At 65.1% G+C, this 22840-nt stretch carries 23 protein-coding genes; 10 read left to right on the forward strand and 13 right to left on the reverse strand.

Annotated elements, in window-relative coordinates; translation table 11 throughout:
• Nucleotides 1-12: 12 nt before the first annotated feature.
• From RAD16_RS16485 to RAD16_RS16505, 5 genes are all read right to left on the reverse strand, one after another.
• Nucleotides 13-1170 (reverse strand): ABC transporter substrate-binding protein, encoded by a 1158-nt coding sequence (locus RAD16_RS16485; RefSeq protein ID WP_458158940.1) that lies wholly within the window; start codon nucleotides 1168-1170, stop codon nucleotides 13-15.
• A gap of 58 nt (nucleotides 1171-1228) precedes the next feature.
• Nucleotides 1229-1807 carry an alkylhydroperoxidase domain protein gene (locus RAD16_RS16490; RefSeq protein ID WP_458158941.1) on the reverse strand — a complete coding sequence of 193 codons (579 nt, stop codon included), beginning with the start codon at nucleotides 1805-1807 and terminating at the stop codon, nucleotides 1229-1231.
• Between the two features lie 14 nt (nucleotides 1808-1821).
• Nucleotides 1822-2421 carry a CMD domain protein gene (locus RAD16_RS16495; RefSeq protein WP_458158942.1) on the reverse strand — a complete coding sequence of 200 codons (600 nt, stop codon included), beginning with the start codon at nucleotides 2419-2421 and terminating at the stop codon, nucleotides 1822-1824.
• A gap of 28 nt (nucleotides 2422-2449) precedes the next feature.
• Nucleotides 2450-3484 (reverse strand): putative FMN-dependent luciferase-like monooxygenase, encoded by a 1035-nt coding sequence (locus RAD16_RS16500; protein ID WP_458158943.1) that lies wholly within the window; start codon nucleotides 3482-3484, stop codon nucleotides 2450-2452.
• Between the two features lie 130 nt (nucleotides 3485-3614).
• Nucleotides 3615-4397 carry a MetQ/NlpA family ABC transporter substrate-binding protein gene (locus RAD16_RS16505; RefSeq protein ID WP_458158944.1) on the reverse strand — a complete coding sequence of 261 codons (783 nt, stop codon included), beginning with the start codon at nucleotides 4395-4397 and terminating at the stop codon, nucleotides 3615-3617.
• 172 nt (nucleotides 4398-4569) lie between these two features.
• Here RAD16_RS16505 and RAD16_RS16510 point away from each other — a divergent pair, with 172 nt between their 5' ends.
• Nucleotides 4570-4764, forward strand: a complete 195-nt coding sequence (locus tag RAD16_RS16510; RefSeq protein ID WP_458158945.1) for a hypothetical protein — start codon at nucleotides 4570-4572, stop codon at nucleotides 4762-4764.
• A gap of 17 nt (nucleotides 4765-4781) precedes the next feature.
• Here the strand turns inward: RAD16_RS16510 and RAD16_RS16515 are convergent, their stop codons facing one another.
• Both RAD16_RS16515 and RAD16_RS16520 read right to left on the reverse strand, forming a co-directional pair.
• The gene (locus tag RAD16_RS16515) at nucleotides 4782-5015 is read right to left on the reverse strand and encodes a hypothetical protein (RefSeq protein ID WP_458158946.1); all 234 of its coding nucleotides are present in this window, start codon (nucleotides 5013-5015) and stop codon (nucleotides 4782-4784) included.
• Nucleotides 5016-5028: 13 nt separating this feature from the next.
• Nucleotides 5029-6474, reverse strand: coding sequence for an MATE family efflux transporter (locus RAD16_RS16520; protein ID WP_458158947.1), 1446 nt, complete (start codon nucleotides 6472-6474; stop codon nucleotides 5029-5031).
• Between the two features lie 142 nt (nucleotides 6475-6616).
• On the opposite strand from RAD16_RS16520, the gene RAD16_RS16525 reads away from it, so the two are divergent.
• The gene (locus tag RAD16_RS16525; protein WP_458158948.1) at nucleotides 6617-7189 is read left to right on the forward strand and encodes a TetR family transcriptional regulator; all 573 of its coding nucleotides are present in this window, start codon (nucleotides 6617-6619) and stop codon (nucleotides 7187-7189) included.
• Nucleotides 7190-7423: 234 nt separating this feature from the next.
• Here RAD16_RS16525 and RAD16_RS16530 read toward each other — a convergent pair whose 3' ends face one another.
• Nucleotides 7424-8611 (reverse strand): CaiB/BaiF CoA transferase family protein, encoded by a 1188-nt coding sequence (locus RAD16_RS16530; RefSeq protein ID WP_458158949.1) that lies wholly within the window; start codon nucleotides 8609-8611, stop codon nucleotides 7424-7426.
• 186 nt (nucleotides 8612-8797) lie between these two features.
• Here RAD16_RS16530 and RAD16_RS16535 point away from each other — a divergent pair, with 186 nt between their 5' ends.
• Entirely contained in the window at nucleotides 8798-9682 is an 885-nt protein-coding gene (locus RAD16_RS16535; protein WP_458158950.1) for a VOC family protein, read from the forward strand.
• Between the two features lie 140 nt (nucleotides 9683-9822).
• On the opposite strand, the gene RAD16_RS16540 is transcribed toward RAD16_RS16535, so the two are convergent.
• A complete protein-coding gene (locus tag RAD16_RS16540) occupies nucleotides 9823-11406 on the reverse strand; it encodes a porin (RefSeq protein ID WP_458158951.1) in 1584 nt (527 codons plus the stop codon).
• 512 nt (nucleotides 11407-11918) lie between these two features.
• On the opposite strand from RAD16_RS16540, the gene RAD16_RS16545 reads away from it, so the two are divergent.
• Nucleotides 11919-12398, forward strand: a complete 480-nt coding sequence (locus tag RAD16_RS16545; RefSeq protein WP_458158952.1) for a MarR family winged helix-turn-helix transcriptional regulator — start codon at nucleotides 11919-11921, stop codon at nucleotides 12396-12398.
• A gap of 16 nt (nucleotides 12399-12414) precedes the next feature.
• Here the strand turns inward: RAD16_RS16545 and RAD16_RS16550 are convergent, their stop codons facing one another.
• Both RAD16_RS16550 and RAD16_RS16555 read right to left on the reverse strand, forming a co-directional pair.
• A complete protein-coding gene (locus RAD16_RS16550) occupies nucleotides 12415-13281 on the reverse strand; it encodes an alpha/beta hydrolase family protein (RefSeq protein WP_458158953.1) in 867 nt (288 codons plus the stop codon).
• A 235-nt stretch (nucleotides 13282-13516) separates the two neighbouring features.
• On the reverse strand, nucleotides 13517-13822 hold the full coding sequence (locus RAD16_RS16555) for a hypothetical protein (protein WP_458158954.1): 306 nt from the start codon (nucleotides 13820-13822) through the stop codon (nucleotides 13517-13519).
• A gap of 418 nt (nucleotides 13823-14240) precedes the next feature.
• Between RAD16_RS16555 and RAD16_RS16560 the strand changes: the two genes are divergently transcribed.
• Nucleotides 14241-16028: a peptide ABC transporter substrate-binding protein gene (locus RAD16_RS16560; RefSeq protein ID WP_458158955.1), complete on the forward strand. Its 1788-nt coding sequence runs from the start codon at nucleotides 14241-14243 to the stop codon at nucleotides 16026-16028.
• Nucleotides 16029-16032: 4 nt separating this feature from the next.
• Here the strand turns inward: RAD16_RS16560 and RAD16_RS16565 are convergent, their stop codons facing one another.
• Together RAD16_RS16565 and RAD16_RS16570 are read right to left on the reverse strand one after the other, a co-directional pair.
• Complete coding sequence (locus RAD16_RS16565; protein ID WP_458158956.1) at nucleotides 16033-16242, reverse strand: hypothetical protein; 210 nt, start codon at nucleotides 16240-16242, stop codon at nucleotides 16033-16035.
• Nucleotides 16239-17099, reverse strand: coding sequence for a helix-turn-helix domain-containing protein (locus RAD16_RS16570; protein WP_458158957.1), 861 nt, complete (start codon nucleotides 17097-17099; stop codon nucleotides 16239-16241). The genes RAD16_RS16565 and RAD16_RS16570 overlap by 4 nt, the downstream gene beginning before the upstream one ends.
• Nucleotides 17100-17552: 453 nt before the next feature.
• On the opposite strand from RAD16_RS16570, the gene RAD16_RS16575 reads away from it, so the two are divergent.
• The 5 genes from RAD16_RS16575 to RAD16_RS16595 all read left to right on the forward strand — a co-directional run bounded on the left by RAD16_RS16575 (nucleotide 17553) and on the right by RAD16_RS16595 (nucleotide 22839).
• Complete coding sequence (locus tag RAD16_RS16575) at nucleotides 17553-19463, forward strand: PAS domain-containing sensor histidine kinase (RefSeq protein WP_458158958.1); 1911 nt, start codon at nucleotides 17553-17555, stop codon at nucleotides 19461-19463.
• Entirely contained in the window at nucleotides 19460-20131 is a 672-nt protein-coding gene (locus tag RAD16_RS16580) for a response regulator transcription factor (protein WP_458158959.1), read from the forward strand. Before RAD16_RS16575 ends, RAD16_RS16580 begins: the two co-directional genes overlap by 4 nt.
• Nucleotides 20132-20231: 100 nt before the next feature.
• Entirely contained in the window at nucleotides 20232-20609 is a 378-nt protein-coding gene (locus RAD16_RS16585; RefSeq protein ID WP_326902948.1) for a response regulator transcription factor, read from the forward strand.
• Nucleotides 20610-20761: 152 nt separating this feature from the next.
• Nucleotides 20762-22639, forward strand: a complete 1878-nt coding sequence (locus RAD16_RS16590; protein ID WP_458158960.1) for an FUSC family protein — start codon at nucleotides 20762-20764, stop codon at nucleotides 22637-22639.
• Complete coding sequence (locus tag RAD16_RS16595; RefSeq protein ID WP_458158961.1) at nucleotides 22636-22839, forward strand: DUF1656 domain-containing protein; 204 nt, start codon at nucleotides 22636-22638, stop codon at nucleotides 22837-22839. Before RAD16_RS16590 ends, RAD16_RS16595 begins: the two co-directional genes overlap by 4 nt.
• The last annotated feature ends 1 nt before the right edge of the window (nucleotide 22840 follow it).

Consider the following 22840-nt stretch of genomic DNA (forward strand, 5'->3'; position numbering starts at 1 on the left):
CCGGCCATCAGGTCAGGTCGGCTTGCCGTCCCAGAGCGCGAACTGGCCCTTGCGCACGACCAGCTCGGCGTTCATGGCGCCCTTGACGCGGCGGGTGGCGACGTCGAACGTCGCGGCGCCGAAGATGACGCTCGGGACGTCCTTGACCTTGGTGAAGGCATCACGGATCGCCTTGCGGTCGGTGCCGCCGATCCTCACCACCGCCGCCGCCATGTTCATGGCGTCATAGGCGTAGGCGTTGAAGGCGTCGGGCTCGAGCCCGTTGTACTTCTTCTTGAAGCCGGCGATGAACTTCTGCACCTCGGGCCGCGGGTCTTCGGGGAAGTAGCGCGTGCCGACATGGACGTCCTCGACCGCCTCGCCGCCGAGCTCCAGGAATTTCGGCGAGTAGACCGAGCTCGCCGCGCAGATCACCTGCTTGAGCCCGACCTGGCGCGCCTGACGCGCGATCAGCGCGCCGTCGGAATAGTAGGAGATCAGGATCAGGCCGTCCGGATTGGCGTCGCGCACGCGCACCAGCGTCGAGCGGAAGTCGCGCTCCTCGGCGATATAGCCCTCGGTCACCGCGATCTCCGCGCCGTATTCCTTGGCGGCGTTGACGAAATAATCGCGGCTGGTGCGGCCCCAATCGGTGTTGAGGTGCAGCACCGCGAGCTTCTTCAGGCCAAGGCGCTTCACGGCATAGGAGGCCAGCAGCGGCTGCTCGTCGGCCTGACTGACCGAGGTGCTCCACATGAAGTCGCCGCCCTTGGTGAAGTCAGGGTGCGAATTGGTGAAGCCGAACTGCACGAGGCCCGCGCGCTGGTAGATCGGCGAGGCGGCCATCGAGGCGGGACTGGAGAAGTCGCCGAGCTCCAGCACGATGCTGGGATTGGAGACGAATTTCTGGGCGATCGCCACCGACTGGCGCGGGTCGCTCTGGCTGTCCTCGAATTGATAGGCGAGCTTGCGGCCGTTGATGCCGCCGGCCGCCTGGATCTCGTCGAGCGCGAGGTCAAAGCCCTGCTTCCACTGCGTGCCGTATTGCGCGTTCGGCCCGGTCAGGGGACCGCTGACGCCGAGCAGGATCGGCTCGGAGGATTGCGCGAGGGCGCCGCGCGAAAACGCTGCGCCCGCCATCATGACGGCGAGCGAGCCCTTGACCAGGGTACGACGATCGATGTTGCTCATGCACGGCTCCATCCACTTCAGTTGATACAGGCAGCAATTCTCGTGCCGGTGAGATTGCCTATTTCGAGGGCTCACCGAGCGACAGCATCAGCCGGTTCGCCCAGTTGAAGAACGAGGCGCCGTTGATGACGTCGACGATCTCGGCATCGTCGAGGCCGGCGCGGCGCAGCTCCGCGATATTGTCGGGGCCGAACGCGACCGGCGTCGCGGCCAGCGCGACCGAGGCCTTGACCACGGCATTCCAGCGTTCGCCGAGATCGGCACCGACGCCTTCGTCGAGCAGCTTCTGCACGTCGTCGCGGCGCTTGGAATAGGTGCTGGCGAAGCGCGCATGCACGGAGGCGCAATAGATGCAGCCGTTGTAGCGCGAGGTCGCGGCCGCCGCGAGCTCACGCTCGGCGCGCGGCAGGCCGTCGGCGACGTTGTAGAAGATGTCCTTGTCGGTCTTGGTGCGGGCTTCCAGCACCTCGGGATCGCGCACGAGGAGGCGAAAATATTCCGACTTGGCGCGGGAGCGATCGACCAGGCCATTGAAATGCCGCTCGGTCAGCTCGGCCTCGGGCAGCGGCTCGATCCAGGAGACCCAGCCGAGCTCATCCTGGGTGAAGACGACGGGGGGATTGACGGTGGCGCTCATGATGCGGCCTCCTCTTAGGCGTTCGCGGCGGCGAGCGTGCGCAAGCCGCTGACGAGCCGCACCTGAAACGACAGGAACGCGACGAGCTGGGAGAAGGTGACGATGCCGGTGTTCGACCAGCCGACGGCCAGCAGCGCCTTCATGTCGGTGGATGCCGCATCGCGCGGCCGGAACACCAGCAGATGCGCATGCTCGAATGCCGCGACGAGCCGGGTGCCGAGGACGGACTTGCTCGCCGCACTCACGCGATAGATCAAGCCGGCCGTGTTCTCGACCGACAGCGGGCCGGCCGGAAAGGAGCCATACGGACCCGAAGTCCTGCCCCGCGCGATCTCGGCGTCGATCGCTTCAAGCAGAGCGGCACCACCCGCACTCGCAGCAAGCTTGTCGCGATAGAAGGTCGCAACGGGCGACTCGCCATGCAGCCCCGTCACGAAGGCCGCGACCGCCGCGCGCTCCACAAGCGAGAAGTCGCTCGCGTCGATCGGCTCGAACAAGGAAAGATAGCTCTTCTGCGCGTTCTCGCGCGCCTGCAGGCGCCGCGCGCGAATGGCGTCGAGAGCCGAGCCCGGTTTAATTCCGGCGAGCGTGTCGATGATATCTGGTGTTGCCATCATTCAGCCTCGTGCAGATTCATTCCGGCTAGCCTGCGAGCGCCACGGCGGGCGCCGTCCGGGTCCATCCCAGCGCCGGCGCGACCTTCTCCGCAACCAGCTCGATCGAGCGCAGGACGTAAGGATGCGGCGCATCGACCGAATGCACCTGGAAGACGAGATCGGTGACCCGCTCCAGCGTGGCGTCGGTGCGGAGCGAGGCAATGACCTCGTCGGCCCCGCCGACATGGGTGTCGAAAGCCTTGATCATCTCCTCCAGAGTCTCGCCCGGGGGAAGGTGACCGCCCTTCATGAATTGCGGCAGCGCGCGGCGCAGTCCGACGTCCGCAAGGCGCAGCGCCTCGCGATGATCGTCAGCGACGAACACGCTACGCGAGGCCATGATGCGCGGCTCGCTTCCGCGCGGCAGCGCTTCCAGATAGGCATCGATGATCGGGTTCTGGATCTCCGCGAGCGTGGCGTTCGGCGCGTCCTTGGCTCGCGGCTGGGTGCGCGAGAGCAAGAGGCCATCGCCCGCCTTGCCGGCGCGGGCGCCGCCCGCGACCGAGAACGTCGCCTGCCAGATGCGCTTGTCCAGCTCGGGCCGCTGCGGATAGAGCGTGTCGCCGCCATCGAGCGGCTTGCCGGTCAGCGCCTTGCGGACGACCGCGAGGTTGCGGGCAAAGATCTCGTTGCGCTGGGTGCCGTCGAGGCCGAAGGCGGCGAAGGCCGACGGATTGCCGCCTGTCCCGACGCCGAGCTCGAAGCGGCCGTTGCAGAGAAGATCGAGGACAGCCGCATCCTCAGCGACCCGCACCGCGCTCTCCAGCGGCAGCGTGACAATGCCGGTGCCGAGGCGGATGCGCGAGGTCTGCGCTGCGACATAGCCGAGAAAGGCGAACGGCGACGGCAGACCGCCCTCGCGCTCATGAAAATGATGCTGCGCGATCCAGGCGGAGTCGAGCCCGGCCTTCTCCGCGCGCACGATCTGCTCGGCGGCGAAGCGATAGCGGTCCGCCGGCGGCGCCTCATCGAGAAGCCGTGTAAAGAAGCCCAGGCGTTTCAGGTTTGCAAAGCGTTTCATACGATCCCTGTCGGGCGAGGATGGCCACGCCCCCGATGATGTCGGTTGCCGCAGCTCCAGACAAGCGGGCATTGCGCAAGGCTGCCCGCCGCATCGCTCCCCCGCGCTGGACTCTGGCTGGGCAGACTGCCTACCAGCTCGGCAGCACCGCGCCCTTGAACTTGGTCAGGACGAACTCCTTGACCTCGGGCGTGTGGTAGCAGTCGACGAGCAGCTTGACCCAGGGCTTGTCCTTGTCGGCGGTGCGCACTGCGATCAGGTTGACATAGGGGCCCTTCGGGTCCTCGCGCAGGATCGGATCCTTGACCGGATCGAGGCCCGCCTGGGTTGCATAGTTAGTGTTGATCGCGGCTGCGTCGACGTCGTCGAGCGCGCGTGGCGCCTGCGCGGCATCGACCTCGATGAATTTCAGCTTCTTGGGATTCTCGGTGATGTCAAGCACCGTCGGCTTGAAGCCGGTGCCGTCCTTCAACTTGATCACGCCCTTGTCGCGCAGCAGCAGCAGCACGCGGCCGCCATTGGTCGGATCGTTCGGGATCGAGACCCTGCCACCCTCGGGGATGTCGGCAATGGCCTTGTGCTTCTTCGAATAGACGCCGATCGGGAAGTTCACGGTCAGGCCGACGGCCTCGATCTTGTAGCCGCGGTCGGCCTTCTGGTTGTCGAGGTAAGGCTGGTTCTGGAACGAATTGGCCTGGATCTCGCCGGCGTCGAGCGCGGCGTTCGGCACCACGTAGTCGGAGAATTCGATGAGCTGGACGTCGAGGCCCTGCTTGGCGGCGATCGGCTTCACCGCCTCGAGGATCTGCGCATGCGGCCCCGGCGTCACGCCGATCTTGATGGTCTCGGCGCTCGCTGCGGCCGACCAGACAGCAAGCATGGTCGACAGGATCAGGGGCAGGCGAAACGACATCTTGGTCTCCTCAACGCGGGCGGCAATGACTGGAACCGTATTCGCTTCTCCGCCGCGCGAAATCAATGAAATGGAAATCCATATTGGCGCGCCAAAGCGGGGAACACTTTCTCCATTCGGCGCAAAATAGGGAACGAATTCGCAAGTCCCACGGCGCCTTCCGCAAGCGTGATTGGCATCACGGCAAAGTGTCACCCGGCGGGCAAAGACTGGCGGCCAGACCAGCAAGGAGTTCAGCCATGACCGCCTCGCCGCCCCGAATCTTACCGGCCGGAACCGCCTCGAATGCTTAGCGCTCTATGCGCTGGTCCAGGGCGTGCCGCTCTATTCCGGCGTCGTGCTGATGATGAAGCTCGTCGCCGCCTAGGAGATCGTCGACGAACGCTACGGCGCCGCCATCTTCATCGCGCTCGCGGCGACCTTCCACGGGCTGCTGACGCCCTGGCTCGCGCCGAAGTTTCCGCGCTTCTTCAGGCACAACAGCACGCCTGTCTTCGCCGATGCCACGCTCTCCTTCAGCGAAAAGGTCTCGCGCTGGCTGGTTGAGCCGAAGACGGCGGTGGAGCTGCTGACCAATGTGCTGCTGATGTCGGTGCTGGCGATCGGTGTCGTCAGCATCCGGTGAGCCGGGCTAGGCGGACCGCCAGGTCGAAGCCGACACCATGATCAGCACGCAGATCGCGGCATAGGCGACGATCGACAGCGTAACCATGGCGGCGAGCCCCGCCATGCCGGCGCCGAAGCTCGCCACCGCGATCCAGCCGCCGCCGGCCGCGATCAGGATGCGCGCGGCGGAGGATGCGAGCGGGCCCATGGCGCGGCCGGTGCCCTGGACCGCGAAGGACGCCACGAAGCCGAAGCCGAGCGCGGCATAGGCCGGCGCCACGATGCGCAGATACGTCATGCCCTCGCTTACCACCTCGGTGTCGTGACTGAAGAGGTTGATCCAGGCGGTCGGAAAGATCGCAACGAGGAGGCCGATCGTCCCGGTCATGACCATGCCGACGACACCACTGATCCAGCCGATCCTGCGCGCCCGCGCGACCTGCCCGGCGCCCATGTTGACGCCAACCATGGTCAGCGTTGCCGTGCTGATGCCGAACAGCAGCGGGATCATGATGTAGTCGAGCCGCGAGGCGATACCGTAGCCGGCGAGCGCAGAGGTGCCGAACAGTCCCACCGCGCCGGTGACGAGGATGACGGTGAGATTCGTCAGCACCGCGTTGAATGCGGTGGGGACGCCGACCTTCAGCATGTCGCCGAAGATTTTTGCACGCAGCCGCACGAGGTGAAGCCGCAGGCCGGTCGCACCCGAGGCCATGTAGCGCAGCAAAAACAGCATCGCCGCGCCGTAATAGAGACCGAAGGCGACGCCGGCGCCGCCGATGCCGAGCCGCGGGATCGGCCCGAAGCCGAAGATCAGCGCCGGCGAGACCGGAATGGTCACGATCGCGCCGACCAGCGTCACCAGCGCGGGCACCCTGACATTGCCGGAGCCGCGCAACGCCGCCGCCTGCAGATTGACGATCCACACCGGAATGGCGCCGGCGAACAGATAGTTGGAATAGGTCGTGGCCGCAGCCAGCGCACCGTCCGCGCCGCCGAGGGCACGATAGAGATGCGGGCCGCCGAAGATCACGCCGAGCGTGAATACGCCGCCGGCAATGATCGCAAGCACCACTGCATGGAGCAGCGCCGCCTCCGCATCGTCGCGGCGGCCGGCACCGACGGCGCGGGCGACCGAGGACGCAACGCCGGAGCCGAACCCGCCATTCGACATCATGGTCATCAGCATGAAGATCGGGAACACCAGCGCCGCACCCGCCAGCGCGTCGGTGCCGAGGAAGCCGACATAATAGGCCTCCGCGATGTTGACCGCAGTCTGCGCCACCAGGACGGTCACGGTGGGCGCCGCAAGACGCAGCAGTGTCGGCAGGATCGGTGCGGCAAGCAGAGCCGTGCGCCTCTGCTCGGCCGCGCTCGGAGCGGCCGGCGTCACTTCGCGAAGCGGCGCCGCGTTGTGGGCCACGAATTGCGCAGCGGACAAGGGCGGCGCGGCGGCATCATCGACTGACATGGGTGCGATCCTGTTTTCCCCCGGACCGCCGGTCGGCCGCCCATTGCATTATGACCATAATGTATTATTATGATCGTAATGCAATAGGGCGCCGCCTCACGAATTTGTGGGCGGAGCCGAAGCCAGGTCGCAGGAGGCGGGATTGGCGCGTAAGGGTCACAGGGACACGACGCGGCGGCACATTCTCGACGTCGCCTCGGCGCAGTTCCGCGAGAGCGGCATCGCCGCGGTCGGTCTCGCCGGCATCATGTCGGAGGCGGGGCTCACCAATGGGGCCTTCTACACGCACTTCGAATCCAAGGAGGATCTGGTGCGCGCGGTGCTGCTCGATGCGCTGGAGCGGCGCGAGCAGCGGCACAAGGACAATCTCGCAAACGGCGTTGCGCTCGAGACGGTGATCCGCGACTACCTCTCGCCCCGGCATCGCGACCGCGCGGCGACCGGCTGCCCGACCGCGGCGCTGGTCTCCGAGATCGCGCGGCACCCGAAGGCGACGCGCGAGGCCTTCACCGGAAAGATGTCCGACATCATCGCGCTAATCGCAGCGCAGATACCGGACGGCTCGGCTGCGGAGCGGCGGCGACGTGCGATCAAGGCCTATTCGGCCATGGTCGGCGCGCTGCAATTGTCGCGCGCGGTGAGCGACAGGCAATTGTCGGAGGAGATTTTGGAGAATGCAGTTGAGGCTGCGCTCACGCTCGCGAAGGGATCGTGATCCACGCGAAATCTTCAGCAATCCGGAAATCCGCGGGCCGTCCAAGTGTGGCCATTTCCCGGCCGCGGCAATGAATCTCCGGCCGGAGCAACACTACGAAACTTGATGCGTTTGCGCCGGCCGGGTTAGCGTTTGCTTGCGGCCTTACAACTTCCCCAAGTTCGTTTAGCTCGCACTGGATCGCCGCCTGAACGTTTCAGCGGCGATCCAGTTCTGCCGCTGCCGCGACATCAGCTAGACGATGCCGCTTTGCCGAAGTGCCGCGATCGCAGTCGCGTCATAACCGAGCTCGGCGAGGACACGATCGGTATGCTCGCCGAGCGTCGGCGGACGGCTGGCGATTTCACCCGGCGTTTCCGACAGCCGCACCGCCGCGCGCGCAACCGGCGCCTGTTTCGGCAGGCCGGGATAATCGACATCCTGCAAAAAGCCGGCGGCGCGAATGTGCGGATGATCCAGCGCCTGCTGCGGGCTCAGCACGGGCCCGGTCGGAATCATCGCCTTGCCCAGCGTATCGACAGCCTCCTGCGTGGTGCGTTCGGCGCACCAGCGTGCCATCCGCTCACTGATGACGGCGCCATTGTTGCCGCGGCTGATGTCGTCGGCAAAGCGCGGATCGTTGAGCCACTGGTCTTCCTCACCCATCAGCCTGGCCCAGCGCTTGAACAGCGGATGGCCCGTGACCTGGCACAGCACCCAGCCGTCCTTGGTGCGGTAGATGTCAGCAGGTGCTGCGGTCTGGCCGAGATTGCCGGTCGGAACGCGATTGACGTTGATGACCGCCTGCTCGATCAACGTCGCATTGGTGAAGGACAGCGCGGTTGCCAGCAACGCGCCCTCGACGATCTGGCCGCGCCCGGATTTCGCACGTTCCATCAGGGCGGCGAGCGTGCCGAACGCGCAATGCAGCGCCGTGCCGAAATCGACCCAGTTCACCGCGGCACGATAGGGCGGATCGCCGGCGCCGGTCATGTAGACCGAGCCCGACATCACCTGCCCGACACCGTCGAAACCGACACGATCGGACCAGGGCCCCGGCCCGCCGAACGCGGTCGCCGTCGTCAGGATGATGTCGGGCTTGATCGCCTTCAAGGACTCGTAGTCGAGCTTCATCGCGCGCAAGGTCTGCGGCGGCAGATTGGCGACGACGACGTCCGCGGTCGCAATCAGGCGGCGCATCACCTCCTGCCCTTCCGGCTTCATCGGATCGAGCGTGATGCACTTCTTGTTGCGATTGACCTGGAGGAACAGCGCGCCTTCACCGCCCTCGCCGACCGGCGCGACGAAGCGATCCTCGCTGCCGTCGCGCTTTTCCACGCGGATGACCTCGGCGCCGAATTCGGCCAGCAAGGTCGCGCAATAGGGCCCGGCGATATAGCGTCCGAAATCGAGGACGCGCACGCCCGCCAAGACTCCTCCCATCGATCCCTTCCTTATTCTTTGATCTTATTGTCGGATTCGCGCCAGATTACAGAGGCTGGCGGCCACGGCAAGGCGGCGATGGGTGCGATGCCCCGCCACCGCGATGTGATCGGCGCCCCGTTTCGGCGGGCGGAAATTCCGTCCTAGTATGACCGCTCCGTCCCCCCAAGCGAGAAGCGCACAGCCATGCCGCAACGATTCGATCGATCCGCAGAAGATCTCGGCAATGCCATCCATTTCGAGCACGTCAACATCCAGGTGCCGGACCAGCGCCTGGCGACCTTGTTCTATGTCACGGGACTTGGGCTCACCCGCGATCCCTATCTGATGGTGTCCGACACCAACATGTGGATCAACGCCGGACGGAGCCAGTTTCATCTGCCGAGCGGCAGGCCGCAGGTGCTGCGCGGCCATACCGGCCTCGTCATCGCGGGACGCGAGGCGCTGCTGCAACGGCTGGCGTCGGTTGCGAAGAAGCTCGAAGGCACGGCGTTCGCATTCGCCGAGCGCAATGACCATGTCGAGGCGACCTGTCCGTGGGGCAATCGCATACGCATCCATGAGCCGGATGCGGCGCGATTCGGCCGCATCACGCTCGGCATTCCCTATGTCGAGTTCGACGTGCCGGTCGGAACGGCGCCTGCGATCTGCGCCTTCTATCCCGAGATCATGGGCATGCCCGCGGCGTTGCGGAATGACGGCGGCGCGGTCGCGGCGGTGAAGACGGGCCGCGACCAGCATCTGTTGTTTCGCGAGGCCGACCGGCCGCAAGGGGACTACGACGGACACCATGTGCAGATGTACATCACCGACTTCTCCGGCCCCTATCGCAAGCTGCTCGCACGCAACCTGATCTCCCGCGAGGACAATCAGTACCAGTACCGGTTCTGCGACATCGTCGATCCCGACAGCGGCAAGGCGCTGTTCACGGTCGAGCACGAGGTCCGCAGCGCCACCCACCCGATGTTCATGCGGCCGATGGTCAATCGCAATCCCGCCGTCACCAACCGCAATTACGCGTTCGGCCACGACCAGACGTCATGGGCGATGGGGCCGGACACCTACGACTGAGGGCGGCAGCGCCGTTCTTGTGACGCGGGCGGGTTTCGCGCCGACGGATCGCCGGAACAGAGAAAGACAACAAAACAGGCCAAAAAGAAAAAGCCCCGGCGGTTTCCCGCCGGGGCTTAAGTCAGATCGTCAGACCGATCTTACCAGTTGCGCTGAGCGCGGAGGATCATGGCGATCGAGTCCTGATCCTTCAGCTCGTACACGGCGGCCGGCTTGGCAGTGATGACGTTCGGGACGAGGCCAACCGTGCCAGAGTACTTCTGGTCGAGATGGGTCCAGGACACGTCGGCCGAGAACGTCAGGTTCTTGACCGGGGTCCAGCGGGTGACGACACCGAGCTGGCCGATCGCGAAGTCGGGGTTACAGCCGGTCACGCCAGCCAGACCGCCGAACACGCCACCGGCGCCACCCGCGCCGCAAAGCGTGGTCTTGGCGAGGGTGCCGAACTGGGCCTGAGCGTAAGCGCCGTAGAGCGCCGTGTTCCAGTAGGGATCCCAGTTGTGGGTGTAAGCGCCACGGAAGCCCCAGGTCTTGACGGTTTCCTGCGAGCTGCCGCCCACGAACACCGTGTCGGGAGCGCTGGCGAAGCCGATGCTGCCGTAAGCACCAGCAATGCCCGAGTTGCCGTACAGCGCATAGGTGCTGCCCGACAGGTTCTGGAAGTTGTAGCGGGTCGCACCGTCGGTGTAGACGCCCTGGATGTTGATCGTGTCACCCGCGCCGGTCGGGATGTTCTTGATCGACAGAGCGAGCTGCACAGCCCAGCCCCACTTGTCGTCGGGGTGGCCGGTGATTTCGGAAGCGCCGTAGTAACCGACGTGGTTGTCATGCGCGGCAACCGACGCCTGGAACAGGCCCCAGGCCTGGTCGACACGGACCATACCGACGAGGTTCGGCGAACGCGAGCCGCCGATGGCGTTGGTGCCGTACGAACCGCCGATCATGCCGCCCACGGTCGCGCCGGTCATGTTGATGTTGCCAGCCTGATAGTACTGGGCCGCATCTTCAGCCGAGAACGATGCCGTCACACCCTGACCGAAGTCGGCGGTGTAGGTGAACTGGTTGACACCAGTGACCGTGCCGCTGCCGCCGACGAGGTTGTCGGTGATGTTGCCGGGATAGTTGGTCCAGGGCGCGTCGAACTGCGACACGGCCTTACCCATGGTGAAGCCGGCGAACTGGATGAAAGCATAGTACACGCCGAGCGCGCCGCCCGAGGTGTTGCCGTCGGTGCCGTTCACCGCGCCGGAGCCGTTCGAACCGACGAGGGCGGTGCCCGCAGCGTTGAGGCCGAGCGTACCGCTGTACTGGGTGCCACCCGTCGCCGAACCGGTCGGGGTGTAGTTGCCGGTCGTCCAGGTGAAGACCGCATCGAAATAGGTGCGGACCACGCCGTACTCGGTCGCGGTGCGGGTGTCGATGTTCAGGTCTTCACGAGCGCGCATGGTGTAGTAGTTCATCATGCGGTTGCGAGCGCCGGCGGTACCGCTCTGGTTCGGATTGAAGTCCGAGTTGGTACCGAGGTTCAAGTCAGCGCGCAGATAACCACCCAGCTTGATGCAGGTGTCGGTGCCCGGGATGTAGTAGAAGCCGGCGCCGTACAGCGAGCAGATCTTCACGTATTCGACCGCCTTGGCCTTCACGGGAAGATCGGCTGCGAACGCGCTGGACGCGGCCATCAGGCCGGCAGCCGTGCCGAGAAAGAGTGTCTTAGTCAACTTCATCAGTAAACCTCCAGGTCGGTTCAGGGGGCTCGCCTCCTCGGTGGAGGCCGCTTTACCCTCGTCAATTTCCGCTCAATTCAGATCCGCACCGAAGGTCCGGACCGAAACGACAGCGAGGTGCCCCCCCTCCGTCGTGGCTTCACATATAGTTTATAAAAACAACTGCCTCAATTTATTGATTTGATGAATCGCAAGTTCCGGGGACGATGTTGCCGCAGAGCAACAGACACGCTGCACGACCGGGAGAAAGCCCATAAAACAAAAGAAAAAGCCCTCAGGGGGCATCCCGAGGGCTTTCTTGGAGGTCTCACATCGCTGTCCATCGACACGGGTCAAGAGCAGCATGATTGAGTGCGATAAGACCTAATTTGATTAATTGTTTTTTGCAAGCACTTAATGACCGATCGGTTTCCACCATCTGGCGTCTAGCCCTATCGTCGGTGCACGTCAGGCGAGACTAGCCCCCAATATGCCAGTAAAAGAAAGGTCATAAGACAAAAGGGGGAAGCCGCGTGATCGAGAAAAAACTCGACAGGGCGATTACGGATTTCATCTGGAACGTGGTGGAGATTCACTCTCAGTTGGAGGACATCCACACCAGTTGGGCCGGACTGCTCGGCATTACCGAGCCGCAGTGGCTGATCCTGATGGCCATCACCGAGCTGGACCAGGGGCGCGGCGTCGCTGGAATCGACATTGCGAACAAGCTGCGCGTTCACCCGGCCTTCGTCACCAACCAGACCAAGACGCTCGAAAAGAGCGGCTTCCTGTCGCGGCGTCCCGGCGCGGACGATGCGCGCTTCGTCCTGATGTCGCTCACGGCGAAGGCGACGACGGAGATCGAAAAGCTCTCCAAGAGAAAGCTCGCCTTGAACTCGACCATGTTCAACGAGCTCGACGAGAAGACGCTGACCGACCTGAACGCGGCGCTCGCCACGATCGCCAGGAACGCACGACTGGCGGCCCGGCTGCTGGCGATCGACGCCTCGTGACCGCGCTGGTGCGCGGTCAGAGGTAGGTCACGGGCGCGAGCTGACGGGCCTCGCCAAGCTTGCTGTCGAGCCACTGGAAGATGAAATCGTCGACCGCGACGAAATCCTCGACCTCGCCCAGCGGGTGCGGGATGCGATTCGGCACCACCATCGCGCAATCGGCTCCGGCCCGCCGATAGCCGGCGTTCAGCTCGAGGGCATCCTCCTCCCACACCATCGAGCGGCTCCCCACGACCAGGAGCAGCGGGCAAGGGATTCGGCGCGACGGCAGCAACGGCTCGGTCGCCATCCCCTCGCCGCCGGCCTGCTCGGCGCCGATCATCCAGCGCAACGAGGCGCGGCGCATGACCGGCGTCGCAATGCCGCCGTCGCACACGGCAGCGGCGATCCTGCGATCCAGGAGGGCAATGCGGGATGCATGACTGGCGCCCGCGCCTTCGCCGTAGACCGCGATCCGCCGCGGATCGACGTCCGGGCGAGCCTCCAGATAGTCCAGCCAGCACTGAAGAAGATGCTCCGGCTTGAAGCTGCGACCGAGCGGCGAAATGCTGGCGTCGACGAGCAGGATCGACGTGCTCCGCCCGCACAAGGCCGACAACATCCTGCTCATCATCGAATCCAGGGCGGTGTGGTCGTCGGCGATGCAGATGACCACAGGTGCAGGACGCCCACGACGGAGCGCCGGCAGGAAGAAGCCCGTCAGCGCCGCGCGATCAAAGCCATCGAGCTTCACGCGCTCGATCACCGGGCCGGCGTCATCCTCAAAATCCCTCAGGCTGTCGCCGATCTTGCCTGCAAGATCGCCGGCCACGGGATCTCCCGGACATGACAAGTTCCTGGCGACCTCGAGCGCCGTCAGCGAGCACACCCACGCTTCCAGCATGGTCCGGGCCGCCCCCTCGGCGCGCGCGGCCCGGGCGGATCTGCCGTGGTCCGCCGCGACTCTCAACCAGTCCGTAACCCACTGATGCCTGTGCGCCGGGCGCGCAAGCTCTGCCACGGAGAGGCTTTCGAAGAACCGGGACGCGCGCCCACGCAGGCGTGCCAGGCGTGCCCCGGTGCCTTCGCACGAGCCGTGAGACAAGCAATCACTTTCCATGTTGATTCCAAGCGCGCGGTCAGAAATTGCCCGGACAAGCGTCCGAACGTGATGGGATCGCTGTCACGACAGCGTCCTGCATGCGCGCGTGATGCGATTGCAGGCGAGCGACGTCGCGCGCGTCGGTTGCCTTCGTCGCAATTCTGAAATCGCGCCGCGGCAACTCTTCACATTCTGCCTTCGATCCAGTGTTCGGCGTGACGAGAAACAACCCGGTGGCCGCTCCGTACTCCCTTCGCGCGGCGAAGGCAGTTGACGAAACAACCCGTCGTTCAAACAAGCCGGTCGCAAGACACAACCTACGCCGGCTCAACTCGATCGTCACGTCTCAGCTCCATTGGCGATACCAGTTTTCGCACTGCACTCTGCCATTTTTATCGCACTTGCTTTGTAGTTTTTTGTTGCACCCCGCGACTAAATTATGGGTCTCATCTGATGAATGCGCAGGCATGTCCGCATCGATCGTTTTTCGTACGGTGTGATGGTAACATCCGATGCATTCCCAAACGCGGCAGCGTGCGGCGGATTGTCGCTCCATCGATCGACGGAATCCGCCGGTTGCAACGGCCTTCGCTACAGTCGTCGGCGAAGTGCCGGAGAAAGCTCTGCAGCCCCGCCCGTCCGCACGCGATCGACGGCTACATCTTTGACTCACCGACGTCCGAGATGCTGAGCTTATTAAAGTGCATGCGGCTTGCATGAAGGTGGCGACTTTATCTCTTCGCGAATGTGGAGGTCATCCGATGAACGAGAACGAGATCCGCAAGGCCGTCGCGGAGGTGAAGCAAGGCACGCTGTCGCGGCGCTCGTTCATCCAGACCATGGCTGCGGTCGGAATCGCAGCACCGGTCGCGAGCCAGATCCTGCTCTGGAACGACGTCGCGATGGCGGACGCGACGCTGGCCTACAAGCCGACCAGGGCCGGCGGCGGCGGCCCGCTCAAGATCCTGGTCTGGCAGGCACCCACGCTGCTCAATCCGCATTTCGCGCTCGGCACCAAGGATCAGGTTGCCTCGCGCATCTTCTTCGAGCCGCTCGCCGGCTGGGACAAGGAAGGCAATCTCATCCCCTGTCTCGCCGCCGAGGTCCCGACCAAGGCGAATGGCGGTCTCGCCGCGGACGGCACCAGCGTGATCTGGAAGCTGAAGCAGGGCGTGAGGTGGCATGACGGCAAGCCCTTCACAGCCGACGACGTCGTCTTCACCTGGCAATACGCCGCGGATCTCGCCACCGCGGCCTACACCACGGGGTCCTATCAGAACATCACGGTCGAGAAGATCGACGACTACACCGTCAAGGTGACCTTCAAGGCCCCGACCCCGTTCTGGGCCGATCCCTTCGTCGGCTCGGTCGGCCAGATCCTGCCGAAGCATCATTTCGGCGACTACAGCGGCGCGAAGTCGCGCGACGCACCGGGCAATCTCAAGCCGGTCGGGACCGGCCCCTACAAGTTCATCGAGTTCAAGCCGGGCGACCTGATCAGGGCCGAACGCAACCCCGATTATCACGTCAGGAACCAGCCGCATTTCGACACGCTCGAGGTCAAGGGCGGCGGCGATGCGGTCTCCGCGGCGCGCGCCGTGCTGCAGACCGGCGAATACGACTATGCCTGGAATCTGCTGGTGGAGGACGAGGTCCTCAAGCGCATGGAAGCCGGCGGCAAAGGCAAGGTGGAGTTCACGCTCTCCGGCGGCCTCGAGTTCATCATCCTCAACACGACTGACCCGTGGAGCGAGGTCGACGGCGAGAGGTCCAGCGTCAAGACCAAGCATCCGACGCTGTCCGATCCGGCCGTGCGCCGGGCGTTCAACCTGCTAGTCGATCGCGACGCGATCCAGAAATTCATCTACGGCCGCGCCGCCGTCGCAACGGCGAGCTTCGTCAACCAGCCCAGCCAGTTCAAGTCGGGCAAGCTGGCCTACGCGTTCGACATCGACAAGGCGAACAAGATCCTCGACGAGGCCGGCTGGAAGATGGGCGCGGACGGCATCCGCGAGAAGGACGGCAAGAAGCTCAAATACGTCTTCCAGACCTCGATCAACGCGCCGCGTCAGAAGACCCAGGCCATCATCAAGCAGGCCTGCCAGAAGGCCGGCATCGATATCGAGCTCAAATCGGTCACCGCGTCGGTGTTCTTCTCGTCGGACGTCGGCAACCCCGACACCTACTCGAAGCTCTATGCCGACATGGAGATGTACAACGCGACGCAGCCGCAGCCCGATCCGGAGCGGTTCCTGAACCAGTGCGTCTCCTGGGAGATCGCCAACAAGGACAACAAATGGCTCGGCCGCAACGTCTCGCGCTGGTCGGATCCCGAGGCCGACAAGGCCTACAAGGCCGCACAGAAGGAGCTCGATCCGGTCAAGCGCGCCGCGCTGCTGATCAAGGTCAACGAGATCTTCTGCGAGGCCAACGTGCTGGTGCCGCTGCTGTCGCGCAACATCGTCGGCGGCTCCGTCAACAACCTGATGGCCGACATCTCGGGATGGGACGTCACGACCTGGAATCTGGGGAGCTGGTATCGGAGCTGATCGCTCACCGCGCAGCCCACGCCATTGCGCTTCGACAGAAGTTGAAGGCGAATCGTCCATAGAGAAGGCCGCTTCCCGGATCCGACGCCGCCACGCGATAGGAGCTGCCGAGCGCGCGGACGAGTTCGATCGTCTCCATGAGCTCGTGGTGCGTCAGCACCAGATGAAGGCTTGCGAGCGGCAGCAGCAGGGCTTGAATGCCGATGCTGCTCATGACGCCCCCGCTCCTGCGCGCGGCAGCGGCATGAACTGCGCGAGATAGGCGCTCCGCCATTGATACGGCGTATCGCCGACAAAGCGCTTGAACACCGTGGTGAAATGCGCCTGGGTCTGGAAGCCCACGGTCAAGGCGATGTCGACGAGCGTGACTTCGGCCTGCTTGAGCAGCTCCTGGGCGCGCTCGATGCGGCGCCTCAACAGATATTCGTGCGGCCGAACGCCGGTCGCTGCGCGGAACTGCGCCGCGAAATGCATCCTGCTCAGGCCGGCGACGGCGGCCATGTCTTGCAGCGAGATCTTGGCGGTCAGATTCTTGTCGACATATTGCAGGACGCGCTTGAGGCGCCAATTCTGCAGCGACCGTACGGTGCGGCCGGCGTCCTCCTCGCGAACACCCTCGGCCGGATCGATCCCGGCCGGTGTGGCCTGCCGGCTGAACGTCCGGGTGAGGATCGCAAGCCGCAGCGCATCGGCCATGATGGCGGAATGGGCATCGTGCGTGGCTTCGGTCGCCGCGAGCGCATCCGACAGGCGCCGCATCACCGGATCGGTGGAGTCTTCCGTTGCAGATATCCGCTCGCCCTCGGCAGGCGGCTCCGCAAGGAGTTTCGCGGAAAGCCTGAAGCCGGGCCCACGTACAGTCCCGCGGGCGGCAGATCGTTCGGCGTCGGCCGCTTGCGTCTCGACCGCCAGAGCCACGTCCAGATGGACGAAGGACAGCATCGTTCCGTCCGCATCGAATCGCTCGGGGAGTTTCGACAGGCCGAGCCGGTGGCGATCGATCGTCGAGATATCGATCGCGCGAACGTCATGATCCCGAACCGTCTGTGAGCGTGACATCTGCAGCGACATCGTCGAACCTCCTTGTCCCGATTTCGATCCGGCATCGCCTGGCTGGCTTGTCCGAATGTCATGGGCAGAGTAGTTCGGCGGTCCGCGCGATCCATTCTACGCGCGGGTGCATCGTTAGGTTCTCGGGTTAACCGCGTCATACCTAGGTATGATCGCGGGCGAGTCCGCCCGAGAGCGCAGCCGTGCCGTGCCTCACCGGCATCACGGAACCGGCACAGCTCGCGGCATGGCACGCATGCGGTAAGTTGACGCGCTTGCTGCGCGCCATCCACTGCCGGAATTACGCGATTCTTCCCGGTTTTTCGTCGAATTCCGCACACCGGCGCTCTCGCCGGATCATGCGTGGCGACAGGTCTTCCACGAGAGCACGAAAATCACGCCGCGGGATGTTGTGAACGCGATCAAATCGCGGCATCAACGCCACTGTTATGAGAAGAATGACTGCTTGCGACGATGACGCCTCATGATCGGACCACGGGTTCATCCATGAGCCGCGCCGGCTTGCGGTTCTGGTCCGCCGCCCTCGCCTTCGCGGTTTTCCTGGTTGACGTGCTGACGCCGCTCGAAGGCGCGGTCGCGGTTCTCTATGTCGTGGCGATCCTGCTCGCGGCAAAGACCAACCGGCGCGGCGACACCATCATCGCCGCGGCAGGCTGCGTCGTCCTGACGATATCAGCCTATCTGCTGTCGCACGGTCTGGTGAACATCGCCTCGCCCGCCCTTCGCGCGCTGGTGAGCCTCGCGGCGATCGGGATCACGACCCTGCTGGCCCTGCAAAATCACGGCGCAACGAAGCGCCTCGCGGCGCAGGCGCGCCTGCTCAACCTCTCGCACGACATGATCTTCACCAGGGATCGCGGCGGCGTGATCACCTTCTGGAACAACACCGCCGAGCAGGTCTATGGCTGGTCGGCCGATGAGGCACTCGGTCAGCTCGCCGACACGCTTCTGCGAACCACATATCCCGACCGGCGCGAAACCATCGAGGCCGGCCTGCTCGACACCGGCCGGTGGGAAGGCCGCGTGCAGCAGCGGACCAAGGACGGCGCCGTGCTCACTGTCGATGCCCGATGGGCCTTGCAGCGCGACCGTCTCGGCAAGCCCGTCGGGGTCCTCGAAACGCACACTGATGTCACCGACCGCGTCGCCGCGCACAACGCCCTGGTGCAGAGCGAGCAGCGATACCGCCGGATGTTCGATGCAAGCCGGATCGGCGTCGTCGAGGAAGACTGGAGCGATCTCCGAGCCGCGCTGCAGTCGCTGGACACCGCAGGAGCGGACTTGCGCGACCATCTGGCGCAACATCCCGATTTCGTCCGGCAGGCCCGGCGGCTCGCCAAAATCACCGACGTCAATCCAGCCCTGCAGACGATGGCGGGAGCCAGCGGCGCCTCGGCTTTCATCGAGAATGTGGAGCGGCTGCTCGGCGAGGACGACCGGAGTTTCCTCGGCGCTTTGATCGCGTTCGCGGAAGGCGAGCCGTTCTACGAAGGCGAGACCGAGCTCGTCAGGCCCGACGGACGCAAGGTTCCCGTGCTGTTCACGATCACCTTTCCCGCCGGCCCCGACGGCGATCGCAACGTGCTCGCCTTCGTCGTCGACATCACCGAGCGCAAGCAGGCGCAGGATGCCTTGCTCGCAGCGCAAGCCGAGCTCGCCCATGCCGCGCGCGTCGCCACGCTCGGCGAGCTCACCGCCTCCATCGCCCACGAGGTCAATCAGCCGCTGGCGGCGATCGTCACCAGCGGCGAGGCGGGCCTGCGATGGCTGCGGCGCGAGGTGCCCGATCTGGACGAGGTCGGGGCCACGATCGTCCAGGTCGTCGCGCAAGGCCGCCGTGCCAGCGAGATCGTCGCACGCATCCGGACTTTCCTGAAGAAGGCGCCTGCCCAGCAGGACAGGCTCGACATCGCCGAGATCATCGAGGAAGCGGCCCTTCTGGTCGCGCGCGAGCTCGCCAATGACGACGTTATCCTTACCTTCGAGGTCGAGCATGGCCTGAAGCCAATCCGCGGCGACCGGATCCAGCTTCAGCAGGTGCTCGTCAATCTGCTGGTCAATGCCGGCCAGGCCATGGCGGGGCAGCCCGGTTCCCGCACCGTCAAACTGCGTGCCAATGCCGTCGACGGCGAGCGTCTCGCCATTACGGTGCAGGACAGCGGCCCCGGAATCCGGCCCGAAGACATGCCGCGCCTGTTCGATCCGTTCTTCACGACGAAGGGCGGCGGAATGGGCATGGGACTTGCGATCTGCCGAACCACGGTGGAAGCTCACGGCGGACAGTTGTCGGCCGAGAGCACGCCCGGTGCAGGCGCGACATTCCACCTGACACTGCCATATAGCCAAGAACACGCCCAATCATGACACAACCAGACCAAGCGCGACCGCCTGCCCAATCCCCCAACGCGGTCGTCATGATCGTTGACGACGATTCGGGCATCCGCGCCTCGCTCGACAGCCTGTTCCGGTCCGTCGGCCTCGAGACGCGCCTGTTCGCCTCGCCGGCCGAACTGCTCGGCGCCGCGCTGCCCGACGGTCCCGGCTGCATCGTGCTGGACGTCCGCCTTCCCGGCGTCAGCGGGCTCGATCTGCAGAGCCAGCTCGTCCGGCAGGGCATCAGCTATCCGATCATCTTCATGACCGGCCACGGCGATATTCCAATGTCCGTCCGAGCCATGAAGGCCGGCGCGGTCGATTTCCTCGCCAAGCCGTTTCGCGACCAGGACATGCTCGACGCCGTGACGGCGGCGCTGGAGCGCGACGCGCAGCACCGTGCCGAGGCCGCAACCAGGGACGATATCCGCGCCCAGTACGAAACCCTGACCGCGCGCGAGCGCGAGGTGATGGGACACGTGACCGCCGGTTTGATGAACAAGCAGGTCGCCGCCCTGATCGGCCTCAGCGAAATCACGGTCAAAATCCACCGGGGGAATGTCATGCGGAAGATGGGGGTACGGTCGCTGGCCGACCTAGTCCGCAAGGCCGAGGCGCTCGGGGTATCCCAAACCCGAAGGACTACGGACCAAACCTGAGTATAATTCCGGAGGGGCTGCCCCGGGTGCATAAGACGGCATCGGCCGCGCAAAGGGAGATGCTCTCCTTGCGGAACACCGCGGCCAGGATTGTGTGCCAATGGCCAAAACCCCGGTGATTGCGATCGTGGACGACGACGAAGGCGTTCGCGCGTCGCTTGCGAGCCTCGTCCGCTCGATCGGCTACGAGGCCCGGGCTTATGAATCCGGCGTGGATTTCCTACGACGGGCGCCGGGAGACGATCCGGCATGCATGATCGCCGACGTCCAGATGCCCGTCATCACCGGCGACGAATTGCAGGCCCGGCTGATTGCCGCCGGCCGCCATTTCCCGATCATCTTCATGACGGCCTTTCCGAGCGAAATCGTGCGCCAGCGCGTGATGGCCGCCGGCGCGCATTGCTATCTCGGCAAGCCCTCCAGCGGTGACGAGATCATCCGCCGCCTCGAAGAGGCGCTGGCCGGCCACGCGCCGTAGTCCGCAAAACGCCCCTCGTCCCGAAGCCAGCGTGCTTTCCGAAAACGCGGTTGGCGGACCGGAAATACCGGCGGGCCCGACAACCTCATATTCGGCGTCGATGTCGCGAGATCGGCAGGGCCGCACGCCCTGCCGGAAACGGAACGGGGACGATGCCAGGGAACACCACCAGTGCTGCCGCGCCGCGCCCGCTCGTCTTTGCCGGTTTCCCGGCGAGCTCCTGGACGTTCGCGCTGCGGGTCTGGCTGGCAATGTTGCTCGCGCTCTATGTGAGCTTCTGGCTCGAACTCGAATCCCCGTCATCGTCGGCCCTGACCGTCGCCGTGCTGGCGTTGCCGACACGCGGTCAGGGAATGGAGAAGGCCGGCTACCGGCTGCTCGCGACAATCATCGGCGTGATCGCCTCGATCGCGATCGCCGGCATGTTTTCCCAGACTGACGGCCTCCTGCTTGGGGTGCTGGGCATCTGGGTCGGGCTCTGCGCCTATGCGGCCGGCATGCTGGATGGCAACCGCGCCTACGCGGCGGCGCTCTGTTGCATCACGGTCGCCCTGATCGCGGTCCAGCAGATCGACACGCCACTCCAGGTGTTCGCGACCGGCGTCGCGCGTGGCGCGGCCATCGGCATCGGGGTCCTTGCCGTGGCGCTCGTGAACGAAGTGCTGGGTGCGCCGAGCTATCATCCGGTTCTGGCACGCCGCATCGAGGCGCTGCACCGCCGGATCACAGATCTCGCGCAAGGTGACGAGCGCGACGAGGCTCCCTCCGCAGCCGTCGCGGCGGGCCTGCTGCACGACATCGCGGCGGTGCGTCCGGAGATCGCCAGCCTTACCACGGAATCCAGCATCGGAACGGCACGGACCGTGGCCGCGCGTTCCGCACTGGTCGATCTCGTCAGCGTCGTCTCGCTCGGCCGCATGCTCGCAGCTCTGCCCGCCGCGTCCACCTCGGATGCGGTCAGGCTGACCGCGATCTGCCGATCCTGGCTCCGGACTGAAATCAGCCAGGAGAACGCGCGGGTACGTAACTGCCTCGATGCGCTGCGCGAAGGCACCCAACCCTATCGCGCCTGGCGCGCGCCGCTCTATCGCTCGCGCCGCATCGCGGCCGAAACCGGTGCACGGGCTGCGATCTCGTTCACGCTGATCGCAATCCTGTTCGCGCTGACGGGATGGCCGACCACCGAGCTCTGCCTCTCGCTCGTCGCGGTGATCATCGGCCTCGGCGCGACGTCGCCGTCGCCACGCAGCTTCACGATGGTCGCGGTGATGGCGATGCCGATCGCCTGCGTGCTGGCCGGCATCCTGAAATATCTCGTCTTCAACGGGGTGTCCGAGTTCCAGCTGCTGGCGATCGGTCTTGCGCCTGTCGTCATCGGCCTTGCGCTGTTGATCTCGCTGCCGAACCTCATGCTGTCGTCCGTCGGCCGCCTCGTGCTGGTGTTCACGCTGGTGGTGCTCGCGCCGACCAATCCGCAGAGCTACGATCCCGAGGTGTTTCTCGTCACGAGCCTGTTTGCCTGCCTCTCATCGATCCTCGTCTTCGCTGTCCAGATGCTGCTGCCTCCCGTGTCGAGCGAGCGGCGGGTTCGGCTGCTGCTGGGAGAGGTCCGGCGAGAGGTGAGCCGTCTCGACCGCAAGCGCACCCTGCGCCTCGCGCCGGAGGAAGCAGCCTTTCGCGACGCGGCGCGGATCGAACAGATTTTGACTGCGAACGGTCCCGCCGCCATCGACGATCAGGTCGCCGGCGAAGTGATGCGCTGTTTCGATCAGGCCGAAGCCTTGCGGCGTTGCCGCGCCGAACTGGACCTATTGGAACAGGGTTCGCTCGCGACAGCGGCGCAAGCCGCGCGCGACGCTCTCGCTGGGCCAAACGGCAGTGCCATCCGCGTCGCAGCCGAGGCGCTGCACCGGGCGGCAGCACAGGGCAACCTCTCTGCCAGTGCGGCCATTGCCGCGCTGATGGCGGCGAGCTTGGCGTTCACGCCGTCACGATCATCAACCGGCTTCAGCCGAGGGAAACAGTCATGACGAACACCTATCGGGAGCTCGTCATCGGCGGCGTGCTCATCGCGCCGATCGTCTCCTATGCGGCCATCGCACTGCTGGCGTTCCTGATGCTCCGCCCGCTGCTGCGCCTGGTCGGATTCGCAAAAATCTTCAGCAGCCCGTCGCTGGCCGAGCTCTGCCTCTACGTCGCGATGTTCGGCATGCTCGCACTGTTCTTCTAGG

Source organism: Bradyrhizobium sp. 18BD (assembly GCF_054185225.1).

Bases quoted from the DNA above. Each gene is read 5' to 3' on its own strand.
- RAD16_RS16505 (WP_458158944.1), bottom strand. From the start codon at position 4,397: ATGTCGTTTCGCCTGCCCCTGATCCTGTCGACCATGCTTGCTGTCTGG.
- RAD16_RS16540 (WP_458158951.1), bottom strand. From the start codon at position 11,406: ATGAAGTTGACTAAGACACTCTTTCTCGGCACGGCTGCCGGCCTGATG.
- RAD16_RS16570 (WP_458158957.1), bottom strand. From the start codon at position 17,099: ATGTCGCTGCAGATGTCACGCTCACAGACGGTTCGGGATCATGACGTT.
- RAD16_RS16535 (WP_458158950.1), top strand. From the start codon at position 8,798: ATGCCGCAACGATTCGATCGATCCGCAGAAGATCTCGGCAATGCCATC.
- RAD16_RS16595 (WP_458158961.1), top strand. From the start codon at position 22,636: ATGACGAACACCTATCGGGAGCTCGTCATCGGCGGCGTGCTCATCGCG.
- RAD16_RS16485 (WP_458158940.1), bottom strand. From the start codon at position 1,170: ATGAGCAACATCGATCGTCGTACCCTGGTCAAGGGCTCGCTCGCCGTC.
- RAD16_RS16550 (WP_458158953.1), bottom strand. From the start codon at position 13,281: ATGCTGGAAGCGTGGGTGTGCTCGCTGACGGCGCTCGAGGTCGCCAGG.
- RAD16_RS16585 (WP_326902948.1), top strand. From the start codon at position 20,232: ATGGCCAAAACCCCGGTGATTGCGATCGTGGACGACGACGAAGGCGTT.
- RAD16_RS16530 (WP_458158949.1), bottom strand. From the start codon at position 8,611: ATGGGAGGAGTCTTGGCGGGCGTGCGCGTCCTCGATTTCGGACGCTAT.
- RAD16_RS16580 (WP_458158959.1), top strand. From the start codon at position 19,460: ATGACACAACCAGACCAAGCGCGACCGCCTGCCCAATCCCCCAACGCG.
- RAD16_RS16575 (WP_458158958.1), top strand. From the start codon at position 17,553: ATGACGCCTCATGATCGGACCACGGGTTCATCCATGAGCCGCGCCGGC.
- RAD16_RS16565 (WP_458158956.1), bottom strand. From the start codon at position 16,242: ATGAGCAGCATCGGCATTCAAGCCCTGCTGCTGCCGCTCGCAAGCCTT.
- RAD16_RS16495 (WP_458158942.1), bottom strand. From the start codon at position 2,421: ATGGCAACACCAGATATCATCGACACGCTCGCCGGAATTAAACCGGGC.
- RAD16_RS16560 (WP_458158955.1), top strand. From the start codon at position 14,241: ATGAACGAGAACGAGATCCGCAAGGCCGTCGCGGAGGTGAAGCAAGGC.
- RAD16_RS16500 (WP_458158943.1), bottom strand. From the start codon at position 3,484: ATGAAACGCTTTGCAAACCTGAAACGCCTGGGCTTCTTTACACGGCTT.
- RAD16_RS16490 (WP_458158941.1), bottom strand. From the start codon at position 1,807: ATGAGCGCCACCGTCAATCCCCCCGTCGTCTTCACCCAGGATGAGCTC.
- RAD16_RS16590 (WP_458158960.1), top strand. From the start codon at position 20,762: ATGCCAGGGAACACCACCAGTGCTGCCGCGCCGCGCCCGCTCGTCTTT.
- RAD16_RS16520 (WP_458158947.1), bottom strand. From the start codon at position 6,474: ATGTCAGTCGATGATGCCGCCGCGCCGCCCTTGTCCGCTGCGCAATTC.
- RAD16_RS16515 (WP_458158946.1), bottom strand. From the start codon at position 5,015: ATGCTGACGACACCGATCGCCAGCACCGACATCAGCAGCACATTGGTC.